Annotated in this window: 21 protein-coding genes; 9 read left to right on the top strand and 12 right to left on the bottom strand. The window is 70.8% G+C overall.

Annotated elements, in window-relative coordinates; all coding sequences use genetic code 11:
- The first annotated feature begins 37 nt into the window (after window positions 1–37).
- Together ACFWCK_RS01235 and ACFWCK_RS01230 are read left to right on the top strand one after the other, a co-directional pair.
- Window positions 38–784 (top strand): SDR family NAD(P)-dependent oxidoreductase, encoded by a 747-nt coding sequence (locus tag ACFWCK_RS01235; RefSeq protein ID WP_378804171.1) that lies wholly within the window; start codon window positions 38–40, stop codon window positions 782–784.
- Between the two features lie 70 nt (window positions 785–854).
- Window positions 855–1,661 (top strand): SDR family NAD(P)-dependent oxidoreductase, encoded by an 807-nt coding sequence (locus tag ACFWCK_RS01230; RefSeq protein WP_378804170.1) that lies wholly within the window; start codon window positions 855–857, stop codon window positions 1,659–1,661.
- A 48-nt stretch (window positions 1,662–1,709) separates the two neighbouring features.
- Here ACFWCK_RS01230 and ACFWCK_RS01225 read toward each other — a convergent pair whose 3' ends face one another.
- The gene (locus ACFWCK_RS01225; RefSeq protein ID WP_378804169.1) at window positions 1,710–2,492 is read right to left on the bottom strand and encodes a potassium channel family protein; all 783 of its coding nucleotides are present in this window, start codon (window positions 2,490–2,492) and stop codon (window positions 1,710–1,712) included.
- A 123-nt stretch (window positions 2,493–2,615) separates the two neighbouring features.
- Here ACFWCK_RS01225 and ACFWCK_RS01220 point away from each other — a divergent pair, with 123 nt between their 5' ends.
- Window positions 2,616–3,116 (top strand): DUF3465 domain-containing protein, encoded by a 501-nt coding sequence (locus ACFWCK_RS01220; protein WP_378804168.1) that lies wholly within the window; start codon window positions 2,616–2,618, stop codon window positions 3,114–3,116.
- 143 nt (window positions 3,117–3,259) lie between these two features.
- Here the strand turns inward: ACFWCK_RS01220 and ACFWCK_RS01215 are convergent, their stop codons facing one another.
- The gene (locus ACFWCK_RS01215; RefSeq protein WP_378804167.1) at window positions 3,260–4,726 is read right to left on the bottom strand and encodes a DUF222 domain-containing protein; all 1,467 of its coding nucleotides are present in this window, start codon (window positions 4,724–4,726) and stop codon (window positions 3,260–3,262) included.
- Between the two features lie 135 nt (window positions 4,727–4,861).
- Between ACFWCK_RS01215 and ACFWCK_RS01210 the strand changes: the two genes are divergently transcribed.
- Window positions 4,862–5,032: a hypothetical protein gene (locus ACFWCK_RS01210; protein WP_378804166.1), complete on the top strand. Its 171-nt coding sequence runs from the start codon at window positions 4,862–4,864 to the stop codon at window positions 5,030–5,032.
- 105 nt (window positions 5,033–5,137) lie between these two features.
- Here the strand turns inward: ACFWCK_RS01210 and ACFWCK_RS01205 are convergent, their stop codons facing one another.
- The 6 genes from ACFWCK_RS01205 to ACFWCK_RS01180 all read right to left on the bottom strand — a co-directional run bounded on the left by ACFWCK_RS01205 (window position 5,138) and on the right by ACFWCK_RS01180 (window position 11,197).
- Window positions 5,138–5,830 (bottom strand): ABC transporter ATP-binding protein, encoded by a 693-nt coding sequence (locus ACFWCK_RS01205; RefSeq protein ID WP_378804165.1) that lies wholly within the window; start codon window positions 5,828–5,830, stop codon window positions 5,138–5,140.
- On the bottom strand, window positions 5,827–7,638 hold the full coding sequence (locus ACFWCK_RS01200; RefSeq protein ID WP_378804164.1) for an ATP-binding cassette domain-containing protein: 1,812 nt from the start codon (window positions 7,636–7,638) through the stop codon (window positions 5,827–5,829). The genes ACFWCK_RS01205 and ACFWCK_RS01200 overlap by 4 nt, the downstream gene beginning before the upstream one ends.
- Window positions 7,625–8,485 carry a branched-chain amino acid ABC transporter permease gene (locus ACFWCK_RS01195; RefSeq protein ID WP_378804163.1) on the bottom strand — a complete coding sequence of 287 codons (861 nt, stop codon included), beginning with the start codon at window positions 8,483–8,485 and terminating at the stop codon, window positions 7,625–7,627. Before ACFWCK_RS01195 ends, ACFWCK_RS01200 begins: the two co-directional genes overlap by 14 nt.
- Before the next feature lie 134 nt (window positions 8,486–8,619).
- Window positions 8,620–9,792, bottom strand: coding sequence for an ABC transporter substrate-binding protein (locus ACFWCK_RS01190; RefSeq protein WP_233312568.1), 1,173 nt, complete (start codon window positions 9,790–9,792; stop codon window positions 8,620–8,622).
- A gap of 119 nt (window positions 9,793–9,911) precedes the next feature.
- Complete coding sequence (locus ACFWCK_RS01185; RefSeq protein ID WP_378804162.1) at window positions 9,912–10,301, bottom strand: nuclear transport factor 2 family protein; 390 nt, start codon at window positions 10,299–10,301, stop codon at window positions 9,912–9,914.
- 83 nt (window positions 10,302–10,384) lie between these two features.
- Window positions 10,385–11,197 carry a MoaF C-terminal domain-containing protein gene (locus tag ACFWCK_RS01180; RefSeq protein WP_378804161.1) on the bottom strand — a complete coding sequence of 271 codons (813 nt, stop codon included), beginning with the start codon at window positions 11,195–11,197 and terminating at the stop codon, window positions 10,385–10,387.
- A 187-nt stretch (window positions 11,198–11,384) separates the two neighbouring features.
- Here ACFWCK_RS01180 and ACFWCK_RS01175 point away from each other — a divergent pair, with 187 nt between their 5' ends.
- Window positions 11,385–11,948 carry a dihydrofolate reductase family protein gene (locus ACFWCK_RS01175; protein ID WP_378804160.1) on the top strand — a complete coding sequence of 188 codons (564 nt, stop codon included), beginning with the start codon at window positions 11,385–11,387 and terminating at the stop codon, window positions 11,946–11,948.
- Window positions 11,949–11,981: 33 nt separating this feature from the next.
- Here the strand turns inward: ACFWCK_RS01175 and ACFWCK_RS01170 are convergent, their stop codons facing one another.
- Both ACFWCK_RS01170 and ACFWCK_RS01165 read right to left on the bottom strand, forming a co-directional pair.
- The gene (locus ACFWCK_RS01170; protein ID WP_233312572.1) at window positions 11,982–12,938 is read right to left on the bottom strand and encodes a helix-turn-helix domain-containing protein; all 957 of its coding nucleotides are present in this window, start codon (window positions 12,936–12,938) and stop codon (window positions 11,982–11,984) included.
- Between the two features lie 147 nt (window positions 12,939–13,085).
- Window positions 13,086–14,852, bottom strand: a complete 1,767-nt coding sequence (locus ACFWCK_RS01165; RefSeq protein ID WP_378804159.1) for an L-aspartate oxidase — start codon at window positions 14,850–14,852, stop codon at window positions 13,086–13,088.
- 77 nt (window positions 14,853–14,929) lie between these two features.
- Here ACFWCK_RS01165 and ACFWCK_RS01160 point away from each other — a divergent pair, with 77 nt between their 5' ends.
- Window positions 14,930–15,859, top strand: a complete 930-nt coding sequence (locus tag ACFWCK_RS01160) for a LysR family transcriptional regulator (protein ID WP_378804158.1) — start codon at window positions 14,930–14,932, stop codon at window positions 15,857–15,859.
- A 122-nt stretch (window positions 15,860–15,981) separates the two neighbouring features.
- Here ACFWCK_RS01160 and ACFWCK_RS01155 read toward each other — a convergent pair whose 3' ends face one another.
- Together ACFWCK_RS01155 and ACFWCK_RS01150 are read right to left on the bottom strand one after the other, a co-directional pair.
- The gene (locus ACFWCK_RS01155; protein WP_378804157.1) at window positions 15,982–17,985 is read right to left on the bottom strand and encodes a primary-amine oxidase; all 2,004 of its coding nucleotides are present in this window, start codon (window positions 17,983–17,985) and stop codon (window positions 15,982–15,984) included.
- A gap of 226 nt (window positions 17,986–18,211) precedes the next feature.
- Entirely contained in the window at window positions 18,212–18,796 is a 585-nt protein-coding gene (locus ACFWCK_RS01150) for a TetR/AcrR family transcriptional regulator (RefSeq protein ID WP_378804156.1), read from the bottom strand.
- 152 nt (window positions 18,797–18,948) lie between these two features.
- Here ACFWCK_RS01150 and ACFWCK_RS01145 point away from each other — a divergent pair, with 152 nt between their 5' ends.
- From ACFWCK_RS01145 to murQ, 3 genes are all read left to right on the top strand, one after another.
- On the top strand, window positions 18,949–19,635 hold the full coding sequence (locus ACFWCK_RS01145; protein ID WP_378804155.1) for a hypothetical protein: 687 nt from the start codon (window positions 18,949–18,951) through the stop codon (window positions 19,633–19,635).
- Between the two features lie 64 nt (window positions 19,636–19,699).
- Window positions 19,700–20,593 carry an N-acetylglucosamine kinase gene (locus tag ACFWCK_RS01140; RefSeq protein WP_378804154.1) on the top strand — a complete coding sequence of 298 codons (894 nt, stop codon included), beginning with the start codon at window positions 19,700–19,702 and terminating at the stop codon, window positions 20,591–20,593.
- Window positions 20,583–21,563, top strand: a complete 981-nt coding sequence (murQ, locus tag ACFWCK_RS01135) for an N-acetylmuramic acid 6-phosphate etherase (RefSeq protein WP_378804153.1) — start codon at window positions 20,583–20,585, stop codon at window positions 21,561–21,563. The genes ACFWCK_RS01140 and murQ overlap by 11 nt, the downstream gene beginning before the upstream one ends.
- Window positions 21,564–21,572 lie beyond the last annotated feature (9 nt).

Raw genomic sequence — 21,572 nt, 5'->3', positions numbered from 1 at the left:
TCGGTCTGGCCGGCTCCGCACCACGGAGGGAGCGGCGATGGAGCTGCAGCTGCAGGGGAGGGCCGCGCTGGTCACCGGTGCCGCCGGAGGGATCGGGCGTGCGGTCGCTCAGGCGCTCGCCGCCGAGGGCGTGCGGGTCGCGCTGCTGGACCGCTCCGCCGCCGGACTCGCGGAGACCGCGGCGTCCTGTTCCGGCTCCGTGCCCCTCATCGCCGACGTCACGGACGAGGTCGCAGTCGGCGCGGCCGTCGCCGAAGCCGTCTCGGTGTTCGGGGTGCTGCACACGGTGGTGTGCTGTGCCGGGATCTCGGGCCCCGTCGGGTCCGGCATCGACGAGACCTCCCTCGCCGAGTGGCAGGCCGTCTTCGCCGTCAACGTGACCGGTGCGTTCCTCGTGCTGCGGGCCGCGTTGCCCGCGCTGCGTGCGGCACCCGCCGCCTCGGTCGTGCTGGTGGCGAGCGACTCCGCCTTCGTGGCATCGCCCGGCATGGCGCCGTACTGCGCGTCGAAGGCCGCCCTCGTCCAGTTCGGGCGGGCGCTCAGCGTCGATCTCGCAGGCGATGACGTGCGGGTGACGACAGTGTCGCCGTCGATCGTGGACACCCCGATGAGCCGCGGCGACCTCGGCGACGAGGCGTTCGCCGCCCCTGCCTTCCCCGTGCAGACCGCCGAGGAGATCGCCGCGCACGTCGTGTACCTCGCCTCTCCGCGCGCCCGCGCGGTGAACGGGTCCGGCATCCTCAGCGACTTCGGCTACAGCGCCCGCTCCGGGTTCCCGGCCTGACCTCGCCTGCGATCCCTGCTTCTCGACTTCCCCCTTTCGCGACCTACCGCTTTCCACGACAGGAGACCCCATGACCACCAACGGATCCACCGGACGCGTCGTCGTCATCACCGGTGGCGGCACCGGCATCGGCGCCGCGATCGCCGCCCGCTACGCCGCGGAGGGCGCGCACGTCGTCGTGGTCGGCCGCCGTGAGGCGCCGCTGCGCGAGGTCGAGCGCGCCGTGGGTGCGCATCCCGTGATCGCCGATGCCGCATCGACCGAGGACGCGAAGCGAGCCGTCGGGGAGGTGCTCGCGACGTTCGGACGCATCGACGTGCTCATCGCCAACGCGGGCGGACACGGCTTCGCTCCGGTGGGGGAGACGGACGACGCCGGCTGGGAGGGCGCGATCCGCGCGAATCTCACCACGGCGTTCGTGATGGCCCGCGAGGCGCTGCCGGCGCTCATCGAGGCGAAGGGGCAGATCGTCGTGATCTCCTCGCTCGCCGGACTCTTCGCTGGCCCTTCGGTCGCGGGGTACACGGTCGGCAAGCACGCGCTGATCGGTCTCACCCGCACGCTCGCCCGCGACTATGGCAAGCACGGGGTGCGGGTGAACGCGGTCTGCCCGGGGTGGGTGCAGACGCCGATGGCGGACGAGGAGATGGACGAGTTCGCCGAGCACGCCGGGCTCGCATCGCGCGAGGAGGCGTACGCCACCGTCACGGCCGACGTACCGTTGCACCGCCCGGCGCAGCCCGCCGAGATCGCGGCCGTGGTGCGCTTCCTCGGATCCAGCGAGTCGTCGTACATGACCGGATCCGTGCTGGTCGTCGACGGCGGTGCGCACATCGTCGATCTGCCCACGACCGCGTTCGAGCACGCCGGCATGTAGGAGCGCGCCGGAGGCGAGGGCCCGGACGCGGATTCGGCGTCCGCTCGCTCAGCCCTTCGGCGCGAGGGGATCAGGACCGTCCGGGTCGGCGGCGGTCGATGCTCTGGCGTCGGTCGACCGCAGGGTCGGATCCATCCGGGCGAGCACCGTGCGCAGCTCGGCGATCTCGGCGCGGAGCGCATCGACGTGTGCGACCGTGGCCGCCTGGCGGCTGGTGTTCTCGGCCGACACCTGCTCGACGATCCACGAGGCGAAGGTCGCCGAGACGACACCGAGCAGGGCGATGCCGCTGAGCATGAGCCCGACGGCGATCACCCGGCCCTCGAGGGTGATGGGCGCGAGGTCGCCGTAGCCGACGGTCGTGATGGTCGTGAACGCCCACCAGAGCGCGTCGGGGAACGTGGAGATGCTGCCACCGCCGGCGCGCTCCGCGTCGAGCACCGCGAGGGATGCGACGTAGACGACGAGCAGCGTCGCGCCTGTCACGTAGATGACGATCTGCCCGCGTACGGCACGGCCTGCGGTGCGCTGCAGCACAGCGAGCAGGGTGACCACGCGCAGCACCCGGAGCGGGCGGAGCATCGGCAGCACGACGGTCGCCAGGTTGAACAGGTGCGTGAGGAACCAGTGCCAGCGCCGCGGCGCGATCACGAGGCTTACGATGTAGTCGATGAGGAAGGTGCCCCACGAGACCCAGAGCAGGTCTTCGAGCAGGGCGCCGACGTCTCCTCGGGGATCCACGATCACCTGGATCGAGTAGGTGACGAGGAAGAGCAGGGACGCGACGATGAGCGGCCACTCGGTGATCCGCCGCCAGCGCTCCAACGTCATGCGCGCATCGTACGCCCGGCGGGCGCGGCAGCGGGCGCGCGGTCGTTCCGCGTCGAGCTCGCGGTCGTTTCGCGGTCGTTCCACCGTCGTCCCGCGTCGAGCTCGCGGTCTAGGCTGGGCGCCGTGACTCGGAGGGCGCGGTGGACGACGGTCGTCGTCGTGGTGGCACTGGTGGCGCTCGCGGTGATGGTGATCGGACGGGGAGGGATACCCGGCACCCTGCCCGCAGCCGTGGCGACGTCTCCGTCCGCGACCGCGGGACCGGCGGCCTCCGGATCCGAGGGCGGATCGGCTGACGATCCCGTCCGCGCTCTGTTCGACGAGCATCGCAGTGGGGTGGAGGTGCAGGGCACCGGCGTCGTCTCCCGCATCTTGGCGGATGACCTCGACGGGTCGCGGCATCAGAAGTTCATCCTCACCACGCCCGGAGGCGTCTCGATCCTCATCGCCCACAACATCGACATCGCCCCGCGTCTCGACGGGCTGTCGAAGGGCGACCGCGTCGACTTCCTCGGCGACTACGAGTGGAGCGACAAAGGCGGGACGGTGCACTGGACGCACCATGATCCGTCGGGGCAGCACCAGAGCGGATGGCTTCGCTGGAACGGGCGCACCTTCTCCTGAGGGGCTGTGCACTCCTGAGATGCAGCGGGTGGCTCTCTGAGACCTTGCTGCTGCGTGGCCTGATCTTTGTGGCTTTTGTGCGCGGGTCGCCGGGAACGAGTCGTCTCCGTGACGGCGCTGGCCAGAACAGGGGTCGTCGTCGTTCAGAATGGTGCATCTGCGGCGGGTGGTGAGTCGGGTTCGGGTGCGGGTTCGTCGATGGTGAAGGTGACGGGCGCGGGCGGCTTGTCGATGTAGGTGGATCCGGCCGGGCTGGTCCATTCGAGGATCCCGGCGCCGCGTTGTTTCACTTTCCAGGCGGTCTGGTGCTTCAGCACGTGGTGTCGGCGGCAGAGTCCGCCGAGGTTGCCTTCCTCGGTGGGTCCGCCGTGGGCGGCGTCAATCGTGTGGTCGAGGTCGTGTGCTGTGGGTGGGAGTCCGCAGGTCGGGAATCGGCATCGGGAATCCCTCGCATGCAGGAGTCGTCGCAGGTCGGTGTTGGGCCGGTAGTGGTCGACGGCGAGGATCGCCCCCGTGGCCGGGTGCGTGAGTACCCGTTCCCAGGCGGTGGCTGCGCCGGCGAGGACGCGGGCGGTGTGGGTGTCGATGGGCTGCCCGCCGGCGAGTTCCCCGGGCTGCTCGGCGCGGATGCCGAACGCGGGGCTGCCGCCTGCCGGTGAACCGCTCGCGCCCGTCAGTGATCCGATCGCGCCCGCCGCCGTTCGGGTCGCGTCGCCGTCAGTCTTCATCAGGGTGAGTACGGGCACGGTGATCTCGACCCGTGCCTGGATCGCCGATAGCAGTCCGTCCGCGGTGTCGTGCCCGGACGGCGCGCCGGTGAGCAGGGTGTCGGCGCACAGGTCCGCGCGCAGCTGATCGATCACACGGTCATCGGCGGCATCACCGACACCGTCAGGATCAGAACCCGACCCGGCAGCGGCATCCTTCCGCCCCTGGGCGTTCGCGACCTGCACCGTCCGGGCCTGCTGGCTGAGACGGTCGTAGATCCCGTCGATCACCGCGGCCGCGTGGATCAACCCGAGCATCTTCTGCCCATCCGGGAGGTCCTCCCGCCACACCCGACGCTGTTCTTGCGCCTCCCGGTGCCGCTCGGTCAGGCTGCGCGGGGCGAGCCGTTCCGCGACCCGCTCGATCACCCGCTTCGCCCGGTGCGGGGTCTCCCCGATCGAGGCGGCGACCGCAACCTGCTCGAACTCTCCCCGCGCCGTGTCGTCCAGGCGTGCTCCGGCGTCTTGGATCTGCCGCACATGCGCCGGCCCGATCCGCGCGTCGGTGAACGCCTGCATCGTCGCCGGGTACCGGTTGACGAGTTCTGCGGCGCGGGCCATCCGTGCCTGCATGACCCGGTCCGACACGTGCAGCACCCCCGCCAGTTCTGCCGCGACACTGCGAGACGCGAGATCGGCCGACTCGCCGCGCACGGGCCCGTCGGCCGCGGCAAGGTTCTCGGCGAGGCGCTGGGCGACGGCGAGATGCGCTTCCTTCAGCGCCTGCAACCGGATGATCGTGGCTTCTGTGGTCCCTAACCCGTCCACGAGCGCGGCGAGCACGACGACCGGATCCACCGGGTCCACGCCGGGATCCACCACTGTGTCGGTCGAGCTCGTCATACCCCCATTCAACCCGGGGCCACCGACATTCCAGACCCCGAAAGAACCAGATCAGGCGCGGAAAAGATCACAAACAGATCACGAAACTCGAGGCGGAGAAGGGGAGCCGACGGCGGGGTCATCTAGCATCGTCGGATGGCCCGGACAGCACTGGTGATCGAGGCTCCCGCATCGACCGTCCTTGGTCGGCTTCGAGCCGAGCTGCCGATCGAAGGAACCGCGACGCAGGTGGCGCTGCTCGCCGAGACGGCCAACGGGAGCTGGCATCGTGCGATGACCTTCTCGCTGGATCCGGCCGCGTCCTGATCGGCATCCGGGCGGCTCCGTCTAGCCGCCCGGACACGCCTGGTGCAGCAGCTGCGGCTCCGTCTAGCCGCCCGGACACGCCTGGTGCGGCAGCTGCGGCTCCGTCTAGCCGCCCAGATACGCCCGGTGCAGCAGCTGCGGATCCGCCTGCAGATCCTCCGCGGTGCCCTGGAACGACACGTGCCCGCCGGCGACGACAACCGCCTCGCGGGCGATGCCGAGCGCGAGCTGGGTGAACTGCTCCACGAGCAGCACTCCCACTCCGGACTCCGCGATCGACTGCACGATCGGTACCAGCCGCATGAACACGACGGGCGCGAGACCGAGCGACATCTCGTCGATGAGCAGGATCTTGGGCTTCGCTGCGAAGGCGCGGGCGAGCACCACCATCTGCTGCTCGCCGCCCGAGAGCAGGGCCGTCGCGGAGTCGATGCGCTTCTCGAGCTCCGGGAAGGGCGCGAGCGCCGCCTCGAGCTCGGCGGGCGTGCGCGCGGTGAGCGACAGGTTCTCGCGCACCGTCAGCGACGGGAACACCGCCCGGCCCTGCTCGATGTGCACGATGCCCTTGCGTGCCCGCGACACCCGGGAGAGCTTGTCGATGCGTTCGCCGTCGAGGCTGAGCGAGCCGGCGGAATGGCCGACCACGCCGGAGATCGACTCGATGAGACTCGTCTTGCCCGCGCCGTTGGGACCGACCAGGGCGAGCACCTCGCCGCCGCGCACGGTGAGCGACACGTCGGAGATCACCGGCCCCGCGCCGCGGCTGACCGTGACGCCGTCCAGCACCAGTTCGCTCATGACAGCAGCTCCGTCTCTCCCATGTAGGCCTTGACGACGTCGGGGTCGGCGAGCACCTCGTCCTGCGGACCGGTGGCGAGCACCTTGCCGAAGTTCAGCACGGTGAGCATCGGGCACACCGAGCGGACCAGGTCGAGATCGTGCTCGATGATGATGAGCGCCACACCGAACCGCTGCGGCAGCTCCCTCAGGCGCGCGGCCAGCGCGAGGTGCTCGTCGTGCGAGAGCCCGGCGGCGGGTTCGTCGAGGATCAGCAGCCGCGGACTCGAGAGCAGGGCCGCGGCCACCTCGACCAGCCGCCGGGTGCCGACATCGACGCTGGACAGCCGCGCGCGCGCCGGCGGGCAGCCGAAGAACGCCAGGGTCTCTTCGATGTCCGCCGCGGACAGTCGGCGCCGGGCGACGAAGCGCACGTACCCGCCCACCGTGAGCAGCGGGGGAACCCGATCCTGCTGGAACGTGCGGCGCAGGCCGAGCCGTGCGCGGCGCGTGGGGGAGAGGCCGGCGAGGTCGCGCCCGCCGAGCAGTACCCGTCCGCCGTGCTTGGGCAGGAATCCGCTGATCGCGTCGACGAAGGTCGACTTGCCCGCGCCGTTCGGACCGATGAGGCCCATGATCGAGGCCTCGGGCACGGAGAACGACACGTCGTCGAGCGCCTTCAGGGCGCCGAACTCCACGGTCAGGTGCTCCACGGTCAGGACAGGCTCGCCGCTCAGCAGCGCAGGGTCGAGGGTGGCCGTGGTCGTGGTGCGGATCTGCTCGGCATCGTCGGCCGCGTCCGGCGGCAGCGCGGTGAGCGCCGCGTTCGCCGTGCGGCGGTCCTGCCGCTTCCAGACGAGGTTGCGGATGCCTTGGCCCAGGCTGGTACCGCTCGTCAGTGCCTGCACGCCGAGGACGCCGAAGATCACGAAGCCCCAGTCCTGCGGGATGTGCCAGCGCTTGAGCAGCTCCGGCACCAGCACCCACAGGATGCCGCCGAACACGGCCATGTCGATGAGGTGCGCGCCGCTCATGATCGCGAGCACGTAGAGCGCGAGCGACTGCAGGGGCGTGAAGCTCGCCGCGAACGGCAGCTGCACCTGGCCCGCCAGCAGGCCTCCGGCCACACCGCCGAGAGCGGCCGACACCGCGAACGCGGTGAGCTTGGCGACTTGCACGCTCTGTCCCGCGGCGGCCGTGCCGCGCTCGGAGAACGCGACGGCCTTCCAGCTCGCCCCCCAGCGGCTGCGCTGCAGGAAGAACACGATCAGGGCGCATACGACGAGCACGATGATCGACAGGAAGAAGAACTTCTTGTCGTTCGAGAACATCGCAGGGCGGTCGATCGAGATGGCTTCGGCGGATCCCGGGAACTGGATCTGCACGAGCGTGACGTCCGCCGCGGCGGCGAACCCCAGAGTGACGACCGCGAGGTTGACGCCGCGCAGGCGCAGTGCGGGCAGACCGACCAGGATGCCGGCGACGCCCGCGACGAGGGCTCCCAGCACGAGCCAGACGATGAAGCCGCCCGGCGCGTGCCAGATGTTCATGAGCGCCACGATCCAGGCGCCGATCGCGGCGAACGTCAGCTGGCACAGCGCGATCATGCCGGCGGAGCCGGTGACGACCCCGAGGCCCATGATCGCGATGGCGGCGATCACCGCGCTGATCGCGAGGTAGACGAAGTAGCCGGGCAGGGCGTTGGAGAGCAGGAGCCCGACGAGGATCGCCAGGGCTCCCACGACGAAGGGCCAGACGATGCGGACGACCGGCCGCTGCAGGAGCGGAACGGACGGACGGGTGGGCGAGAGCGGCTCAGCGTGCGGCATCCCACACCTCCTTGCGCTGGGTCCACAGCAGCAGGACCACGATGAACAGGAACGGGAGGAAGTTGCGCACGAGCGAGATCTCGTTGATCTGTGCGACGAGTCCGCCGAGCACGCCCAGCACGAGTCCGCCGACCACGGTGAGGTCGAGGCGCTTGAAGCCGCCGAGCAGGGCGGCAGCCGCCGCGGGGATGATCAGCAGCGACAGGCTGGTGGCGTCGTTGGACTGCGAGGGAGCCACGATCACAATCGCGATCGCGCTGATGACGCCGGTCACGAACCAGACCGCGATCGACAGGGGGCGGGAGCGGATCCCGAGCAGCTCGGCCGTGGTCGGGCGCTCGGACAGCGCGCGCAGCTGGGTGCCGATCCGGGTGCGGGTGAGCAGGAAGTGCACCCCGACCGCGACGACGACAGCCATGCCCACCGTCCACACGGTCACCTGGCTGATCACGACGCCGCCGACCGAGAACGCCGGGCCGGCGATGATCGGCGTGAACGGCTGCGGCTTGTTGCCGAAGAGGATGAACGAGAGCGAGATCAGCAGCAGCAGCGGCCCCACCGTCATCGCCGAGCGGGTGGTCGTGGAAGCCTCGGAGAGCCACGTGGCGGCGATCCAGCCGATCGCAGCGGCGAGCACGCCGCCGATCAGCACGCCGAGAACGGATCCGATCCACACCGGCATGCCCGCCTTGGTGACGAGCCACACGGCGCAGAAGCCGCCGAACATGCCGGTCGCCGCCTGGGCGAAGTTGACGACCCGGACCAGCCGGGCCATGAGGGTGAGGCAGACTCCGAGCACGGCGTACAGGCCGCCGGCCGCGAGCCCCGCCAGGGCTCCTTCGAGCATGATGCCACTTCCTTTCGGGTGGTCGTTGAGCGAGGACGCCGCAGGCGACCGAGACGAAACGCGGCGACTCCGCGAGAGACCGCGTTTCGTCTCGCCCCGGCTCCGCCGGTGCTCGCTCAACGACCCCGGGATGACTACTTCTTCGGGATCCGGTACCAGTCGTCGGCGACCTTCTCCCACGCGTGGGTGCCGCTCTTGAGCTCGATCGGCCAGCCGGCGGTCGGGATCGTGCCGAACTTGTACGGGTCGCCGATCATCTTGTTGTCGACGGCGGGCATGTTCTTGATCGCCTCCGAGACCGACTCGCGGGTGATGTCGCCCTTGACCGACTTCAGCGCCTGGATGAAGTAGGTCGCGGCGAGATAGCCGCCCTGGCTGAAGGAGGTCAACGGGATGTTGTTCTTCGTCATCAGGTCGCGCCAGTCCTTGTTCACGTCGTTCTCCTCGGTGAACGGGTAGAACTCCGCAGGGACGTAGATGCCGGCGCCGGCGTTGTCGATCGCCTTGGCGAAGTTCTCGCTGTAGACGCTGGTCAGGTAGAGCCAGGTGACGTCGTTCCAGCCCTGTGCGTTGGCGGCCTTGACCTGCCCGATCGCGTCGGGTTCGACCGGGTTGATCGCCAGCGCCTTGCAGCCTGCCTGCTTGGCCTTGACGATGTAGGGCGTGTAGTCGCTCGCGCCGTACGGCACGGTGTCGTCGACGTAGAGGGGCTTCTTGCCGGTGATCTTGGTCCAGCTGTCGATCGCGGCCTGGTAGGTCGGGCGGGTGGATCCGGCGATCTCGAGCAGCACGCAGATGTTGTCGAGCTTGAGCTGCTCCGATCCGTACAGCAGGGTCAGGGTCATGTCGTTGTACGGGCCGACGTTGGCCGGCGAGATGTTCTTGCTGTCGAAGCAGCCCGTGTCGACGCCGATGCCGGGGATCGAGAGGATCCCCTCCTGCTCGTAGTACTTCTTGTTCAGATCGCACTCGATGAGGCTCGCGGAACCGACCATCGCGACCGCGTTGTCCGAGCCGACGATCTCGCGGGCGTTCGCGGTGGCGGTGGCGGGGTCGCCCTTGTCGTCGAGGGCCTTGTAATCGATCTTGCGGCCGTTCAGGCCGCCGTCGGCGTTGAACTTGTCGAACACGGCCTTCGCCGCCTGGGACGCCTCGGGGAACGTGGCGGGCCCGGAGATCGTGTTCACGGATCCGACGACGATCGGGTCGGACGAGCCGGATCCGGATCCGCCGTCGCCGGAACAGCCGGCCAGAGCCAGCATGCCCGCGGCGAGCAGCGCTGCTGCGGCGGTGATGCGCTTGTTCATGTGATTCCTGTCTTCTCGGGTGCGGGACGGACCCCGCGGTGTGGTGCAGGTCGGTGCGGTGATGCCTGATGCTGTGCGTGGTGTGCGGCTGTGCGCGGACGCGATGGTGCGGTGAGCGTTCAGTCGCGGATCGCGCGGGAGACCATCTCGGTGTCGGTGAACTGCTCGAAGGCCACGACCTCGCCGTCCTCGAACCGCCACACGTGCGCGACGCGGGCCGCGAAGAAGCGTCCGGTGCGCTTGTAGGTGCCGGAGTAGGTGCCGATGCCGATCACGGTGTCGCCGCCATCGACGACCTCGTCCACGGCGAGCGTGTAGTCGTCCCAGTCGTCCTGAAGGCGGGAGAAGACGTTCTCGGCCACGGCATCCGGGCCCACATATGTGCCGGCGTACGGGAATCCCGCCGCCTCCGTCCAGCGCACGTCGTCACGCAACGGCGCGAGCATGCCGTCGACGTCGCCGCGGTCGCTGGCGTCGTAGTGGGCGCGGATGATGTCGGCGTTGGTCATGGCAGGTTGCTCCTCAGGGGTCGCGGGGTCGGCGGATGCCGTGAGGCGGCCGTGCGGGAGGCTGCTCACGGGGATCGGCGGAGTCAGACGGGCTGGGCGTCGGGGTAGGAGACCGAGCCGAGCGGGTAGATGTGGCCGCCGCCGCGGGAGTGCTCCGAGGCGCCCTCGCCGTTGAGGCCCAGGAAGACACCGGTCGTCATCAGCTGGTAGCCGAGGTCGTGCAGCCACACACTCGCGACAGCGATCCGGAATTCACGGAAGCAGAACAGGTAGAGGCCGTCGGCGAACTTCCACACCGTGGAGAGGTCCATGTCGCCGTGGCCGCGCTGCACCCCCTCGAGGCACTGCCAGGCGTAGCGCTGGCTGGAGACGTAGACGTGCTCGTACAGGTGGTGCGGGCTGTAGCGGTAGACGTTGCGCTTGCCGATGAGATCGCGGCTGGGACCGGGGACCTCGCCCGTGGGCTCGCCGCCGTCGGTCGTCGCGGCCCAGAACTCCTGGCCGACCTGCGGGGTGCCCTCGACCGCCTCGGCGGCGATGCGCGAGCGGACCACGGTGGCGCGGTGCGTCGTCGTCGAGTAGACGACGGTGAGCGCCTCACGCTCGCGCGAGGCGAGCGGCAGGTTCACGAACACGACATCGTCGCGCACGGATACCGCATCGTACGGGTCGGTGCCGGAGGCGCCGAGACCGGACCAGGTGACGGCGTCGGCGCCGAACTCGAGCGAGAGCGTCTCGCCACCGTCGAGCGCGAGGGTCAGCGACGTGCCGGCCAGGTCGGTGTTCGGCAGTCGGTACGTGTCGATCCCGGCCGCGAACTCGTCATAGGTGCGCCACTCGTCGAGCCCCTCCTCGGTCGCGGAGAGCGGATCGGCAATCGTCACATCATCGGACACTCTGGGACTCCTTCGACCCTGACCCCGCCGGACTGCGGGGGTGGAACCATGCTGTTCCCGTGTCCGATCGGCCTCAACGATCAGGATCCGATCCCGCGCCGAGAGTCAACCGGCGTGCCCCCAGGGGCAAGACGGTGACCTCGAAAATCTACTTGCAAAAAACAAGTGACAGGATCAGACTGCATCCATGACGGTGAGCGGGCGGAAGCTGATCCTGAGCTACTACGTGTCGATCGACGGCAAGAGCGTCGATGCGGCGAACGGGATGCGCGGCGTGATGGAGTCGATCGACGACGTTGCGCAGGAGGACGAGTACGTCCGGCAGCTGTGGGAGGCCGGCGCCTTCCTCATGGGCCGGGCGTCGTATGACGCGATGAAGGGGTTCTGGCCGGTGGCCGAGCATCCCTCCGCCGCTCCGATGAACGCGATCCCGAAGGTGGTCTTCTCGCACACGCTCACCTCGGTCGATGAGTGGGGCGAGGCGAGCATCGCCTCGGGCGACCTCGCGGAGGAGATCACGCGGCTCAAGGCCGAGCCCGGCAAGGACCTCTTCGCGATCGCGGGCGACTCGTTCCAGCGCGCGCTGATCGCCGCCGGCGTCGTGGACGAGTACCGGCTCTGGGTGCTTCCCGCGGCGGCCGGGGCGGGAACGGCCCTGTTCCCGGACCAGGCTGCGCCTGTGCGGCTGCGGCTCGTGCAGAGCACGCCGTACCCGAGCGGCGTCCTCGAGCTGCGCTACGTGCCGGCCTGAGAGGGGATGCCGTGCACGGGAGGGGCAGCGGTCTCAGTGCGTGGCGCGGTACTCGCTCGGGGAGACGGCGTAGGCGGTCTTGAACGCGCGGCTGAAGTGTGCGGCGTCGACGAAACCCCAGCGGGCGGCGATCGCCGCGACGGGGCGGTCGGCGAGGATCGGATCCAGCAGATCGCGGCGGCACTGCTCGAGCCGACGGGTGCGGATCCAGGTCGACACGGTCGTGCCCTGCTCCTGGAACAGGCCGTGCAGGTGCCGGGTGGAGATGAAATGCGCGGCCGCGATGGAGGTGGGTCCCAGATCGGTCGAGGCGAGGTTGCGGTCGATGTGGCCGCGGATGCGCTGCATGAGCGCGCGGTGCGGATCGGCCGCCGCCTCGTCGAGGCCGAGCTCGCGGGTGAACACCGTGGAGACGAGGTCGAGGGCGCTGTGCGCGAGGCGCGCACCGGTCGCGCCGGCCAACTGGTCGAGGTTGGTCGCGAGCTGACGCAGATAGGGCACGACCATGCCGCCCAAGCCCTCCTGGCCCGAGATGCGCACGGCGGTGAGCTGCCCGATCATCTCCGGCGGCAGGCTCAGCAGATGCTTCGGGAACATCACGACCATGGTGCGGAAGTCCTCGTCGAACACGAGCGAGTACGGCCGGTCGGTGTCGTAGACGGCGAGGTCGCCGGGGGTGAGCACGGCCTCCCGGTCGTCCTGGATGAGCAGGCCGGTCCCGGCCAGCATCAGGCTCACCTTGAAGTACGAGCGGTCGCCGCGGGCGATGAGCTCGGGAGTGCGCTCCACGACGTGGCGCGAGGCGCGCAGGTCGGTGACGTGCACCTCGTCGACGGCAGCGCCGCGGATCAGGCCGCGGAACGGCGCGGATCCCTCGCCGCTCACCTGCAGGGGGACGAACGAGTCGGACACGGCGGAGCGGAACTCGCTGATGTTGCGCGCGACGAGCGTCGAGACGGACTCTGCGGGAGCGACGGGAATGGCGGCCACGACTGATCACCTCGGGAAGATGAAGGGTGGATCGACGACTTTGTATACGATCCGTTGAGGCACTCTACCACCACCGGAGACGAGGCGCCCCCGGGCGTCCGCCCGTAGCAGGCGGTGCACCCGGGGCCGCGGAGCCGGTCGCGGGGCCTACTCGACGAGTTTGCCCGCCGTGTCGACCTCGCGGATCAGAGCGTCGATCTCTGCAGGGATCGGCGGGATCTCCTCGCGCACCACGCCCGTGGACGGCGACCACACCAGGTTCACCTGCAGAGCCGGATCCATGTCGGGGTAGTCGCTGCGGTTGTGACAGCCGCGGGTCTCGCGGCGCTCGAGGGCCGCCTCGACGGTCGCCCGCGCCGCGAGCGCCGAGGAGCGCAGGTCGAAGGCATGCGCGAGGTCCTGGAACCCGGCGATGTCGGGGTGGATCCCGATCCGCGTCATCCGCTCCTCGATCGCATCGAGCTCGGCGAGGCCGGCGCGCAGACCCTCCTCGTCCCGGACCACGCCGGCGTGCGCGGTCATGGTGTCGCGGATCGCACGCTGCAGGGCGCGCACGTTCTCCGGGCCGTCGGCGGCCAGCAGGTCGTCGATCTCGGCCCTGGCGCGACGCACGGCATCGGTCGAGCGGTGCTGGGCGTCGAGGCCGTAGGCGTGCGCGACCGCGGCGCGGCCCGTGATCCGGCCGAACACGAGCAGCTCGATGAGCGAGTTGCCTCCCAGCCGGTTCGCGCCGTGCAGGCCGGACGACGCCTCGCCGATCGCGTAGAGCCCGTCCACATCGGTGCGGTGATCCTCCGGGCGCACCCAGACGCCGCCCATCGAGTAGTGCGCGGTCGGCGCGATCTCGATCGGGTCCTTCGTGATGTCGAGCATCTGCAGCTCGAGCATCGTCTGATACACGCGCGGCAGGCGGGTCATGATCGTCTCGCGGGGCAGATGGGAGACGTCGAGCCACACGCCGCCGTTCGGGGTGCCGCGGCCCTCGGCGATCTCGGTGTAGGCCGCCAGCGCCACGCGGTCGCGGGTGGACAGCTCCATCCGCTCCGGATCGTACTTCTGCATGAACCGCTCTCCGAGCGCATTGCGCAGGACGCCGCCCTCGCCGCGCGCGGCCTCCGACACGAGCGTGCCCGCCTCGCTCTCCGGCTCGATGATCCCCGAGGGGTGGAACTGCACGAGCTCGGGGTCGCGGATCCGCCCGCCCGCCTCGACGGCGAGGCGGAAGGAGTCGCCGGTGTTCTCGTCGCGGCGAGACGACGTGCGCCGCCAGATGCGGTTGTGCCCGCCCGCGGCGAGGATCACGGCGTCGGCGTGGATGAGGTAGCGGGTCCCGTCGACGAGGTCGAAGCCGTAGGCGCCGAAGATCCGCGGGATGGTGCCGCCGTCGGGTCCGGCGACGTCCTCGACGAGCAGGCGCGTGATGTAGACGGTGTCGAGGATCGGGATCTCGAGCTGCTCGGCGCGGCCTGTGAGGGCGCGCTGGATCTCCAGGCCCGTGTAGTCGCCGGCGAAGGCGGTGCGCCGGAACGTGTGCGCGCCGAAGAACCGCTGCGAGATGCGGCCGTCGTCCTCGCGGGCGAAGCCCATGCCGTAGCGCTCGAGGTCGCGGATGCCCTCCTCGGCTCCTCGCGTGACGATCTCGACCGTGCGCGGGTCGGCGAGGAGGTAGCTCTCCTTGATGGTGTCCGCGGCGTGCTGCTGCCAGCTGTCCTGCGGGTCCATGGTGCCGAGGGCGGCATTGATGCCGCCGGCGGCGAGGGATGTGTGCGCGTCGTGGCGCGGGCGCTTGCCGACGGCCAGCACGTCGACGCCCTGCTCGGCGACCTCGATGGCCGCACGCAGGCCGGATCCGCCGGTGCCGATTACGAGCACGGTCGTTGCGACGAGGCGTTCGCGGGGGGAGTTCTCAGTCATGACGTCCACGCTAGGAATCTCCCGACCATTACTCCAATGCATAATTCTGCTGGTCTGAATGCCTCTAGGCTATGGTCATGAACCTCGAGCAGCTCCGCGGATTCGTCGAGATCGCCCGGCTCGGCAACTTCACCCGTGCCGCGGAGGAGCTGCATCTCGCGCAGCCCTCCCTGAGTCGGCAGATCTCGACCCTGGAACGGGAGCTCGGATCCGAGCTGTTCCATCGTGCGAGGGGGCACATCTCGCTCACCGCTGCGGGCGAGGTGCTGCTGCCCTATGCCCGCCGCATGCTCGCCGATGCCGCCTCGGTGCGTCGCGAGATGGCCGAGATCGCGGGGCTGCGTCGCGGGCGGGTGCGTCTGGGCGCGCCGCCGTCGTTGTGCGCGAGCATCGTGCCGGAGGTCGTCGGCGCCTTCCGTGCCGCGCACCCCGGGATCGAGCTGGAGATCACCGAGCGCGGCTCGCGGGGGCTCGTCGCGGCGCTCGCCGAGGGCATGCTCGATCTCGCGCTGCTGGCCTCGTCGGATGCGGCGGCGGCCTCGCCGGTGAGCCTCACGCGCACGGCCTTGCTGGACGAGGACCTCGTGGTGATCTCGTCGGCCGCGCAGTCGCCGGTGAGCCACGGCCGGGCGATCGCGCTCGCCGCGGTCGCGGATCTGCCGCTCATCGCCTTCCCGCGCAGCTATGAACTGCGCGCCGCGACCGACGCGGCGTTCGCCGGATCGGGACTGACCGCGGAGGTGGTCGTGGAGGGGCCGGAGATGGACACCGTGCTGCGCTTCGTGGAGCGCGGGGTGGGCGTCGCCGTCGTCCCGGCCATGGTCGCGCTCGACCGGCCGGGGCTGCGCGCGGTGCCTTTGGCCTCGCCCAAGCTCACGCGCACGGTGAGCCTGGCGCACCGGGCCGACATGGCGCCGACGCGCGCCGCCGCGGCGCTCCGCGACACGATCATCGCCACCGCGGACGCGCTCGTCGGATCCGGCGGCTTCGTCTCCCGGGCGGACTGACGACGGTCGGTCGTTGAGCGAGGACGCCGAAGGCGAGCGAGACGAAACCCGGTCCTCCGTGCACCGCGTTTCGTCTCGCTCCTCGCTGCGCTCGGTGCTCGCTCAACGACCTCGGAAGGCGTTCAGTGACCGCAGGTGCAGGCAGCGCCCCCGCCGCAGCAGGATCCGGCGGACTCGCCGCTGACGGCGTGCGCCTGCGAAGACTCGGGCACGTCCATGCCCGGGTTCTGGTCGAGGAAGCCGTACGGGCGGAACGCGAAGCCCGCGGTGTCGACGGGCATGATCGGCCAGTCCTCGGGGCGCGGGAAGTGCGTGAGCCCGAACGTGTGCCAGAGCACGAGGTCGGCGCCGTCGGGGCCGTCCAGGGGCGCGTCGCCTGCGGAGTACTCAGGCAGCCCGGATCCGCCCTGGTGCGCGTTCGGGTAGCGGCCGGCGGGCCACAGCTCGCCTTCGCGGTGCGCGGTGGCCCAGAGGTGCTTGGTCGCGAAGGCCGCGCGCGCCGCGACCGAGGAGGCCGGGTCCGCCATGAGCAGCGCGGTCGGCTGCGGTACGAGCTGGTAGGCGGTGGCGCGGCCCACGGCGTTCGTGTGCGAGGCGCTCTGCACCTCCCAGACCCGGGCGACCGAGGTGTCGGCGTCGCGCTGCGCGGCGGACTCGGATCCGAGGGCGGTCTCGGTCCAGCTGAACGCGTTCCCGAACGGGTTCTCCGGCCCCATCGGGACGCGCGCGGCGTCGACCTCGACGAGACGGTTGTCGGATCCGTCGACCGCGACGTCCAGCCGCGCGCAGAACAGGTGCTGGTGCACGGGGGCGAACACGCCGGGGGCGAGCTCGGTGGCGTGACGCTGCGGGACACCGGGTTCGCCGGCGCCCACGAACACGATGCCCGTGGCCTTCGCGATCACCTCGATCGTGCCGTCCAGGCCGAAGTTCCAGTAGAAGCCGTAGTCGTAGTTGCCGATCGTGGAGAAGTACGAGACGACGAAGCGGCGCGCCCGGCGCACATCGGAGCGGCCCTCGAGATTCGTATGCTTCCAGAGGATCCCGGTGTCCTCCTCGTGCATGCAGATGACGTTCGGGATCCGCACCGGGTGCCCCTGGTCGTCGGCGACATAGCCGTCCAGGTAGCGGATCACGCCGAGGCAGTCGCAGCCGAGCTCGAGGTGGTTCGCGTTCTTGCCGAGCAGGTATTCGCCGGCGTCGAAGTAGCTGATCCAGAAGCGACCCGGTGCGGTGTCGCCGTAGGGGACGACCATCTCCGGCACGCTCGCACGGTTCAGCACCGGCCGGCCGTCGAACGTCACGTCGTGCAGCACGAGGCCCTCGCGGGCGTTGAAGCTCACCCGCATCGACCAGTTCTCCCACTCGACGAGGGATCCGGTCACGGAGAAGCTCGGCCCCTCGGGCTGGACGATCTCGATCGGCTTGAGGGACGTGCGCGCCTCGCCCTGCACCTCGGGGTAGTAGTTGCCGTGTCCGGCGGGCACGGGGACGTCGCCGATGTTCTCGACGCGGATCACGCTGTTCGACGTGAGGTCGATGTGCACGATGAGCCCCTCGACCGGGTGCGCCCAGGGCGAGTCGTTCTCGTCGTAGCGCAGGAATGTGAGAGATCGGATCACCCGGCGCCCGACCTCGTCGGCGCGGCCCGTGTAGCCCGGGGCGAGCGGCCCGCAGAAGGCGAGGTCGATGTGCTCGGCGAGTCCACGGCGCTCCATCGCGGCGCGCCATTCCGGGGAGGCCTTGGCGATGGACTCGGCGCGCTCGTACTCCTCGAAGAGGTACTGCGGCTGACCGTAGGGCGGGGCGTCGTTCGGCACGCGTTCGGCGCGCAGCACCTCGCCGCGGGTGATCGAGACCACGACCTCGGTCGCGACGCCGGTCGTGGTCTCGAGCAGGGTGGCGTCGATGCGGCGGTCGATCGGGGCGCCGGGTGCCCAGGCGGCGAGCTCGGCCCGCGTCGGCTCGTCCGGCAGCAGCATCGGCACGCGCACGGTGTCGCCGAGCAGGCCCGCTGATGCGAGGATCGCGCGGGCGGCGGCGATCTCGGGCCCGGTGAGGGGATCCAGCGGATGCGGCGTCGGGATGGCGTCGAGCGTGATCGGCTGCGGGGCGTGGTGGGGCATCGTCGACCTCTGCGGTTTAGTTGAGCGATTGCTCAAGAAACGGGTTGGCTCGATGATAGGCCGCGCAGGGGTGCGGGCGCAACGGGCGGATCCGCGCGCCGTCACGGGGTGCAGCGTGTGACGATCGGCGCAGCGTGTGGCGATCAGCACACGGATCGGCGCCATTCCTGTGCTGATCGTGGCGGAGTGCGCCGATCGTGACACGGCGTGGGGCGGCTGTGGGCCCTCAGGTGCGCCAGGGGTGCAGGATCGCGGCGAGCACGCGCAGGTGCGCGGCAGCGTCCGCCGGCTCGGCGACCTCGACGATCTGCTGCCCGTACGTGATCGCGCGCAGGAGCGCCAGCACGTCGTCGAGTGGAGTGTCCGCCCGCAGTTCGCCGTCGGCGACGGCCTGTTCGAGTGCTTCGGAGGTCTCCGTGCGCCAGAGCGGGATCGTCGGAGCGGACGCCTCGGCGGTGGGTGTGATCGAGGCGAGGCGCCCCCAGAATCCCACCACGACATGCGCTTCGGTGCGCGTGGTGGCGTCGACCGGCAGCACCTCGCGCATGATCGCCTCCAGGCGTGCGAGCCCGCGCAGGCCTTCGGTCGCCGTGCGGATCCGCTCCTCGGTACGGCGGGTGACTTCGGCCGCTGCGGCGCGGATCACGTCGTCGAAGCCGTCGAAGTAGTGCCACAGGGACCCGACGGCGACGCCCAGCTCGCGCGCCACGGCCCGCGAGTTCACCCCGTCGTGGCCGTCGCGGGCGGCGACGGCCAGCAGCGCCGCGGCGATGTCGCGCCGGCGCGCATCGTGATCGACGACTCTGGGCATGCGTCCATCCTGGCGCAGATTCCGCGATGGCCGTCCGCGCATCCGGTGGCGCGCGGATGGGATCCGGTGCCCCCGGTCCCCGATCGGTCGCCGAGATCCGGATGCCTCCCGGGGGTATTGTTTTTGAGCGTTCGATCAATAACACTGTTCGGATGCTCCACACGGCAGCGACGGTGCTGATGATCGGATCCGCGATCGCGGCGGCGGCGTGCTGCCTCGGTGCCGGGCGCGTCGTGCCCAGCGCGGTGCCGTGGCAGGCGCGGCAGAGCGCCGTGGTGATGGCCCTCGGCATGGTCGCCTTGTGTGCGGGCGGCCACGACGCCCGCATCCCGCTGCTGGTCGCGGTCTCGGGGATCGTCTCCGCGATGCTGGGCGTGGCGGGAACACGCGGGCGGACGCACGCCGACGCCTGCTTCCACCGCGCGCTCGGCGGCGTGGTGATGGCGGTATGCGCTCTGGCGATGCTGCGCACCGAGGTCGTCACGGGCGCGAATCCGGGCTCGAGCGGCGGCGTCGCCGCGGCGGCGGCCGCGGGCCCGGGGCATGCCGGTCACGGCGGGATCGTGCCGCTGTCCGTGGTGGCGGCGGCCGGAATCGCCGTGCTGCTCGGGCTCATGCTCGTCGCGCGGGTGCGGCACCGCGCGGTTCTCGGCCGTGCCGCAGCGGTCGGTGCTCGCGCGACGGCGCGCGTCGTGGCTGTCGCCGCCGGTGGCGCGTCTTCCGGTCACGCGGTGACGCGGGGGAGCGGGGCGCTCAATGGGCGGATCCTGCTAGAGGCGGAGGGCGCGGCGATGGCGGTGTCCATGGTCGTGATGGGCGCGATGGTGCTCGTGATCTGAGGTGCATGCGGCGCCTCGCAGCCCGGCTTCCCGCGTATCGTTCGGATCCCGTACATTCTGATGCATGACCTTCTCCGGCACGGCTGCGATCGACCTGGGCAAATCGCTGTGCCGCGCTCGGCTGACGAACGACGGGGACGGGATGCGCCGCGACGGCGGGGGCGCGCCGGGACTGGCGGCCCGCGACGGTGTGGCGCTGGCTCTGGCCTCGATCCTGCCGCTGCTGGCCGACGTCCGCCCGTCGCGGATCGGCGTGGGCGCGGCCGGAGCGATGTACGCGGCGGCCGAGGCCGATGCGCTCGCGCGCGCGATCGCCGAGGACCGCGGCGCGCCCGTCGCCGTCGCATCCGACGTGGTCACCGCGCACGTCGGCGCCCTCGGCGGGGAGGCGGGCGTGCTGCTCATCGCAGGCACGGGCGCGGTCGGCCTCGGCGTCACGGCCGATGCGCATCGCAGCGTGGACGGCTGGGGTCCGGATCTCGGGGACCTCGGAAGCGGGTCCTGGCTCGGTCGCGAGGGCGTGCGGGCCGTGCTCCGTGCCAGGGACGGGCTGGCACCGGAGACCGTGCTGACGGATGTGCTGACCCTGCTCATCGGCGACGGGACGTCGCCGATCGCCTGGGTGGGCGGCGCTGCGGCACCGGCCCGGTTGCTGGCGACCTTCGCCCCTGCCGTGCTCGATGCCGCCGACCAGGGCGATGCGGCCGCCTGCGGGATCCGCGACGAAGCAGCCCGGCTGCTCGCGGAGACCGCGCTCGCCGCGTCCGGTGGGTCCTCCCTGGTCGCACTGCACGGCGGGCTGACCAGGCATGACGGATTCCGCGCCGCCGTCTCGTCCGCGCTCGCAGCCCGCGGACTCGAAGCTGTCCCCGCCCGTGGCGATGCACTCGACGGCGCCGCCATGATCGCCGAGGGGCGCGCCCCTCTCCACGAAAGGTTCGTGCACCGTGCCGAATGAGAGCTTGCCCGACGAGGCCGTTCCGGCCACTGCCGCCGCGACCGACGACGCCCGCCTCGCGGCGCTGATCGGAGAGCTGTCGCACCTGTCCACCGAACAGGCCGACACCTCCCGGGGCGATCTCGACCTGCTGCCGACGCTCGACCTCGTGCGGGCGATGAACGCCGAGGACCGGCGCGTGCCGGAGGCGATCGCGGCTCAGGCCGAGCGGATCGTCGAGGCCGTCGACGGCATCACCGAGCGCTTCCGGCGCGGCGGACGGCTGATCTACATCGGCGCGGGAACCGCGGGTCGCGTCGGAGTGCTCGATGCCTCCGAGTGCCCGCCCACGTTCGGCACGGATCCGGGAATGGTCGTCGGCATCATCGCCGGCGGTGAGACGGCGATCCGCGACGCCGTGGAGAACGCCGAGGACGACGACCGCGCCGCGGCAGAGTCCTTGCGCGCGCTCGGACTGGGCGAGAACGACACCGTCGTCGGGATCTCGGCCTCGGGGCGCACCCCCTACGTGCTCGGCGGACTCGCCTACGCGCGAGAGGCGGGTGCGTTCACCGTCGCCATCGCCGCCAACGCCGGATCCGCCATCGGCGCCGCCGCCGACGTGCCGATCGAGGTCGTCGTGGGTCCCGAGTTCGTGACGGGATCCACCCGGCTCAAGGCCGGTACGGCGCAGAAGCTCGTGGTGAACATGCTCTCCACGCTGTCGATGATCCGCCTCGGCAAGACCTACCGCGGCGTCATGGTCGACCTGCAGGCCACGAACGAGAAACTGCGGGCCCGGTCGGTGCGCACGCTTATCCAGCTCAGCGGTGCGGTGCAGGATGACGCGGTGCGTGCGCTGACCGAGGCCGGGGGATCCGTCAAGCTCGCCCTGCTCATGCTCTTCACGGGCGCCTCTGCGGAGGTCGCCGCACCGGCGCTGGCGGCCTCGGGCGGGATCCTCCGCGACGCGATCGCCGCGCTCGGCTGAATCCCCAGG

Source organism: Microbacterium sp. NPDC060117 (genome assembly GCF_042729315.1).
GTDB lineage: Bacteria > Actinomycetota > Actinomycetes > Actinomycetales > Microbacteriaceae > Microbacterium.
This window is presented reverse-complemented; position numbering and strand designations above follow the sequence as displayed.

Coding starts and splice junctions, on each gene's coding strand:
- ACFWCK_RS01140 (WP_378804154.1), top strand. CDS start 19,700: ATGACCTTCTCCGGCACGGCTGCGATCGACCTGGGCAAATCGCTGTGC.
- ACFWCK_RS01185 (WP_378804162.1), bottom strand. CDS start 10,301: ATGACCAACGCCGACATCATCCGCGCCCACTACGACGCCAGCGACCGC.
- ACFWCK_RS01175 (WP_378804160.1), top strand. CDS start 11,385: ATGACGGTGAGCGGGCGGAAGCTGATCCTGAGCTACTACGTGTCGATC.
- ACFWCK_RS01230 (WP_378804170.1), top strand. CDS start 855: ATGACCACCAACGGATCCACCGGACGCGTCGTCGTCATCACCGGTGGC.
- ACFWCK_RS01150 (WP_378804156.1), bottom strand. CDS start 18,796: ATGCCCAGAGTCGTCGATCACGATGCGCGCCGGCGCGACATCGCCGCG.
- ACFWCK_RS01225 (WP_378804169.1), bottom strand. CDS start 2,492: ATGACGTTGGAGCGCTGGCGGCGGATCACCGAGTGGCCGCTCATCGTC.
- ACFWCK_RS01215 (WP_378804167.1), bottom strand. CDS start 4,726: ATGACGAGCTCGACCGACACAGTGGTGGATCCCGGCGTGGACCCGGTG.
- ACFWCK_RS01195 (WP_378804163.1), bottom strand. CDS start 8,485: ATGCTCGAAGGAGCCCTGGCGGGGCTCGCGGCCGGCGGCCTGTACGCC.
- ACFWCK_RS01145 (WP_378804155.1), top strand. CDS start 18,949: ATGCTCCACACGGCAGCGACGGTGCTGATGATCGGATCCGCGATCGCG.
- ACFWCK_RS01190 (WP_233312568.1), bottom strand. CDS start 9,792: ATGAACAAGCGCATCACCGCCGCAGCAGCGCTGCTCGCCGCGGGCATG.
- ACFWCK_RS01165 (WP_378804159.1), bottom strand. CDS start 14,852: ATGACTGAGAACTCCCCCCGCGAACGCCTCGTCGCAACGACCGTGCTC.
- ACFWCK_RS01200 (WP_378804164.1), bottom strand. CDS start 7,638: ATGCCGCACGCTGAGCCGCTCTCGCCCACCCGTCCGTCCGTTCCGCTC.
- ACFWCK_RS01205 (WP_378804165.1), bottom strand. CDS start 5,830: ATGAGCGAACTGGTGCTGGACGGCGTCACGGTCAGCCGCGGCGCGGGG.
- ACFWCK_RS01235 (WP_378804171.1), top strand. CDS start 38: ATGGAGCTGCAGCTGCAGGGGAGGGCCGCGCTGGTCACCGGTGCCGCC.
- ACFWCK_RS01210 (WP_378804166.1), top strand. CDS start 4,862: ATGGCCCGGACAGCACTGGTGATCGAGGCTCCCGCATCGACCGTCCTT.
- ACFWCK_RS01155 (WP_378804157.1), bottom strand. CDS start 17,985: ATGCCCCACCACGCCCCGCAGCCGATCACGCTCGACGCCATCCCGACG.
- ACFWCK_RS01160 (WP_378804158.1), top strand. CDS start 14,930: ATGAACCTCGAGCAGCTCCGCGGATTCGTCGAGATCGCCCGGCTCGGC.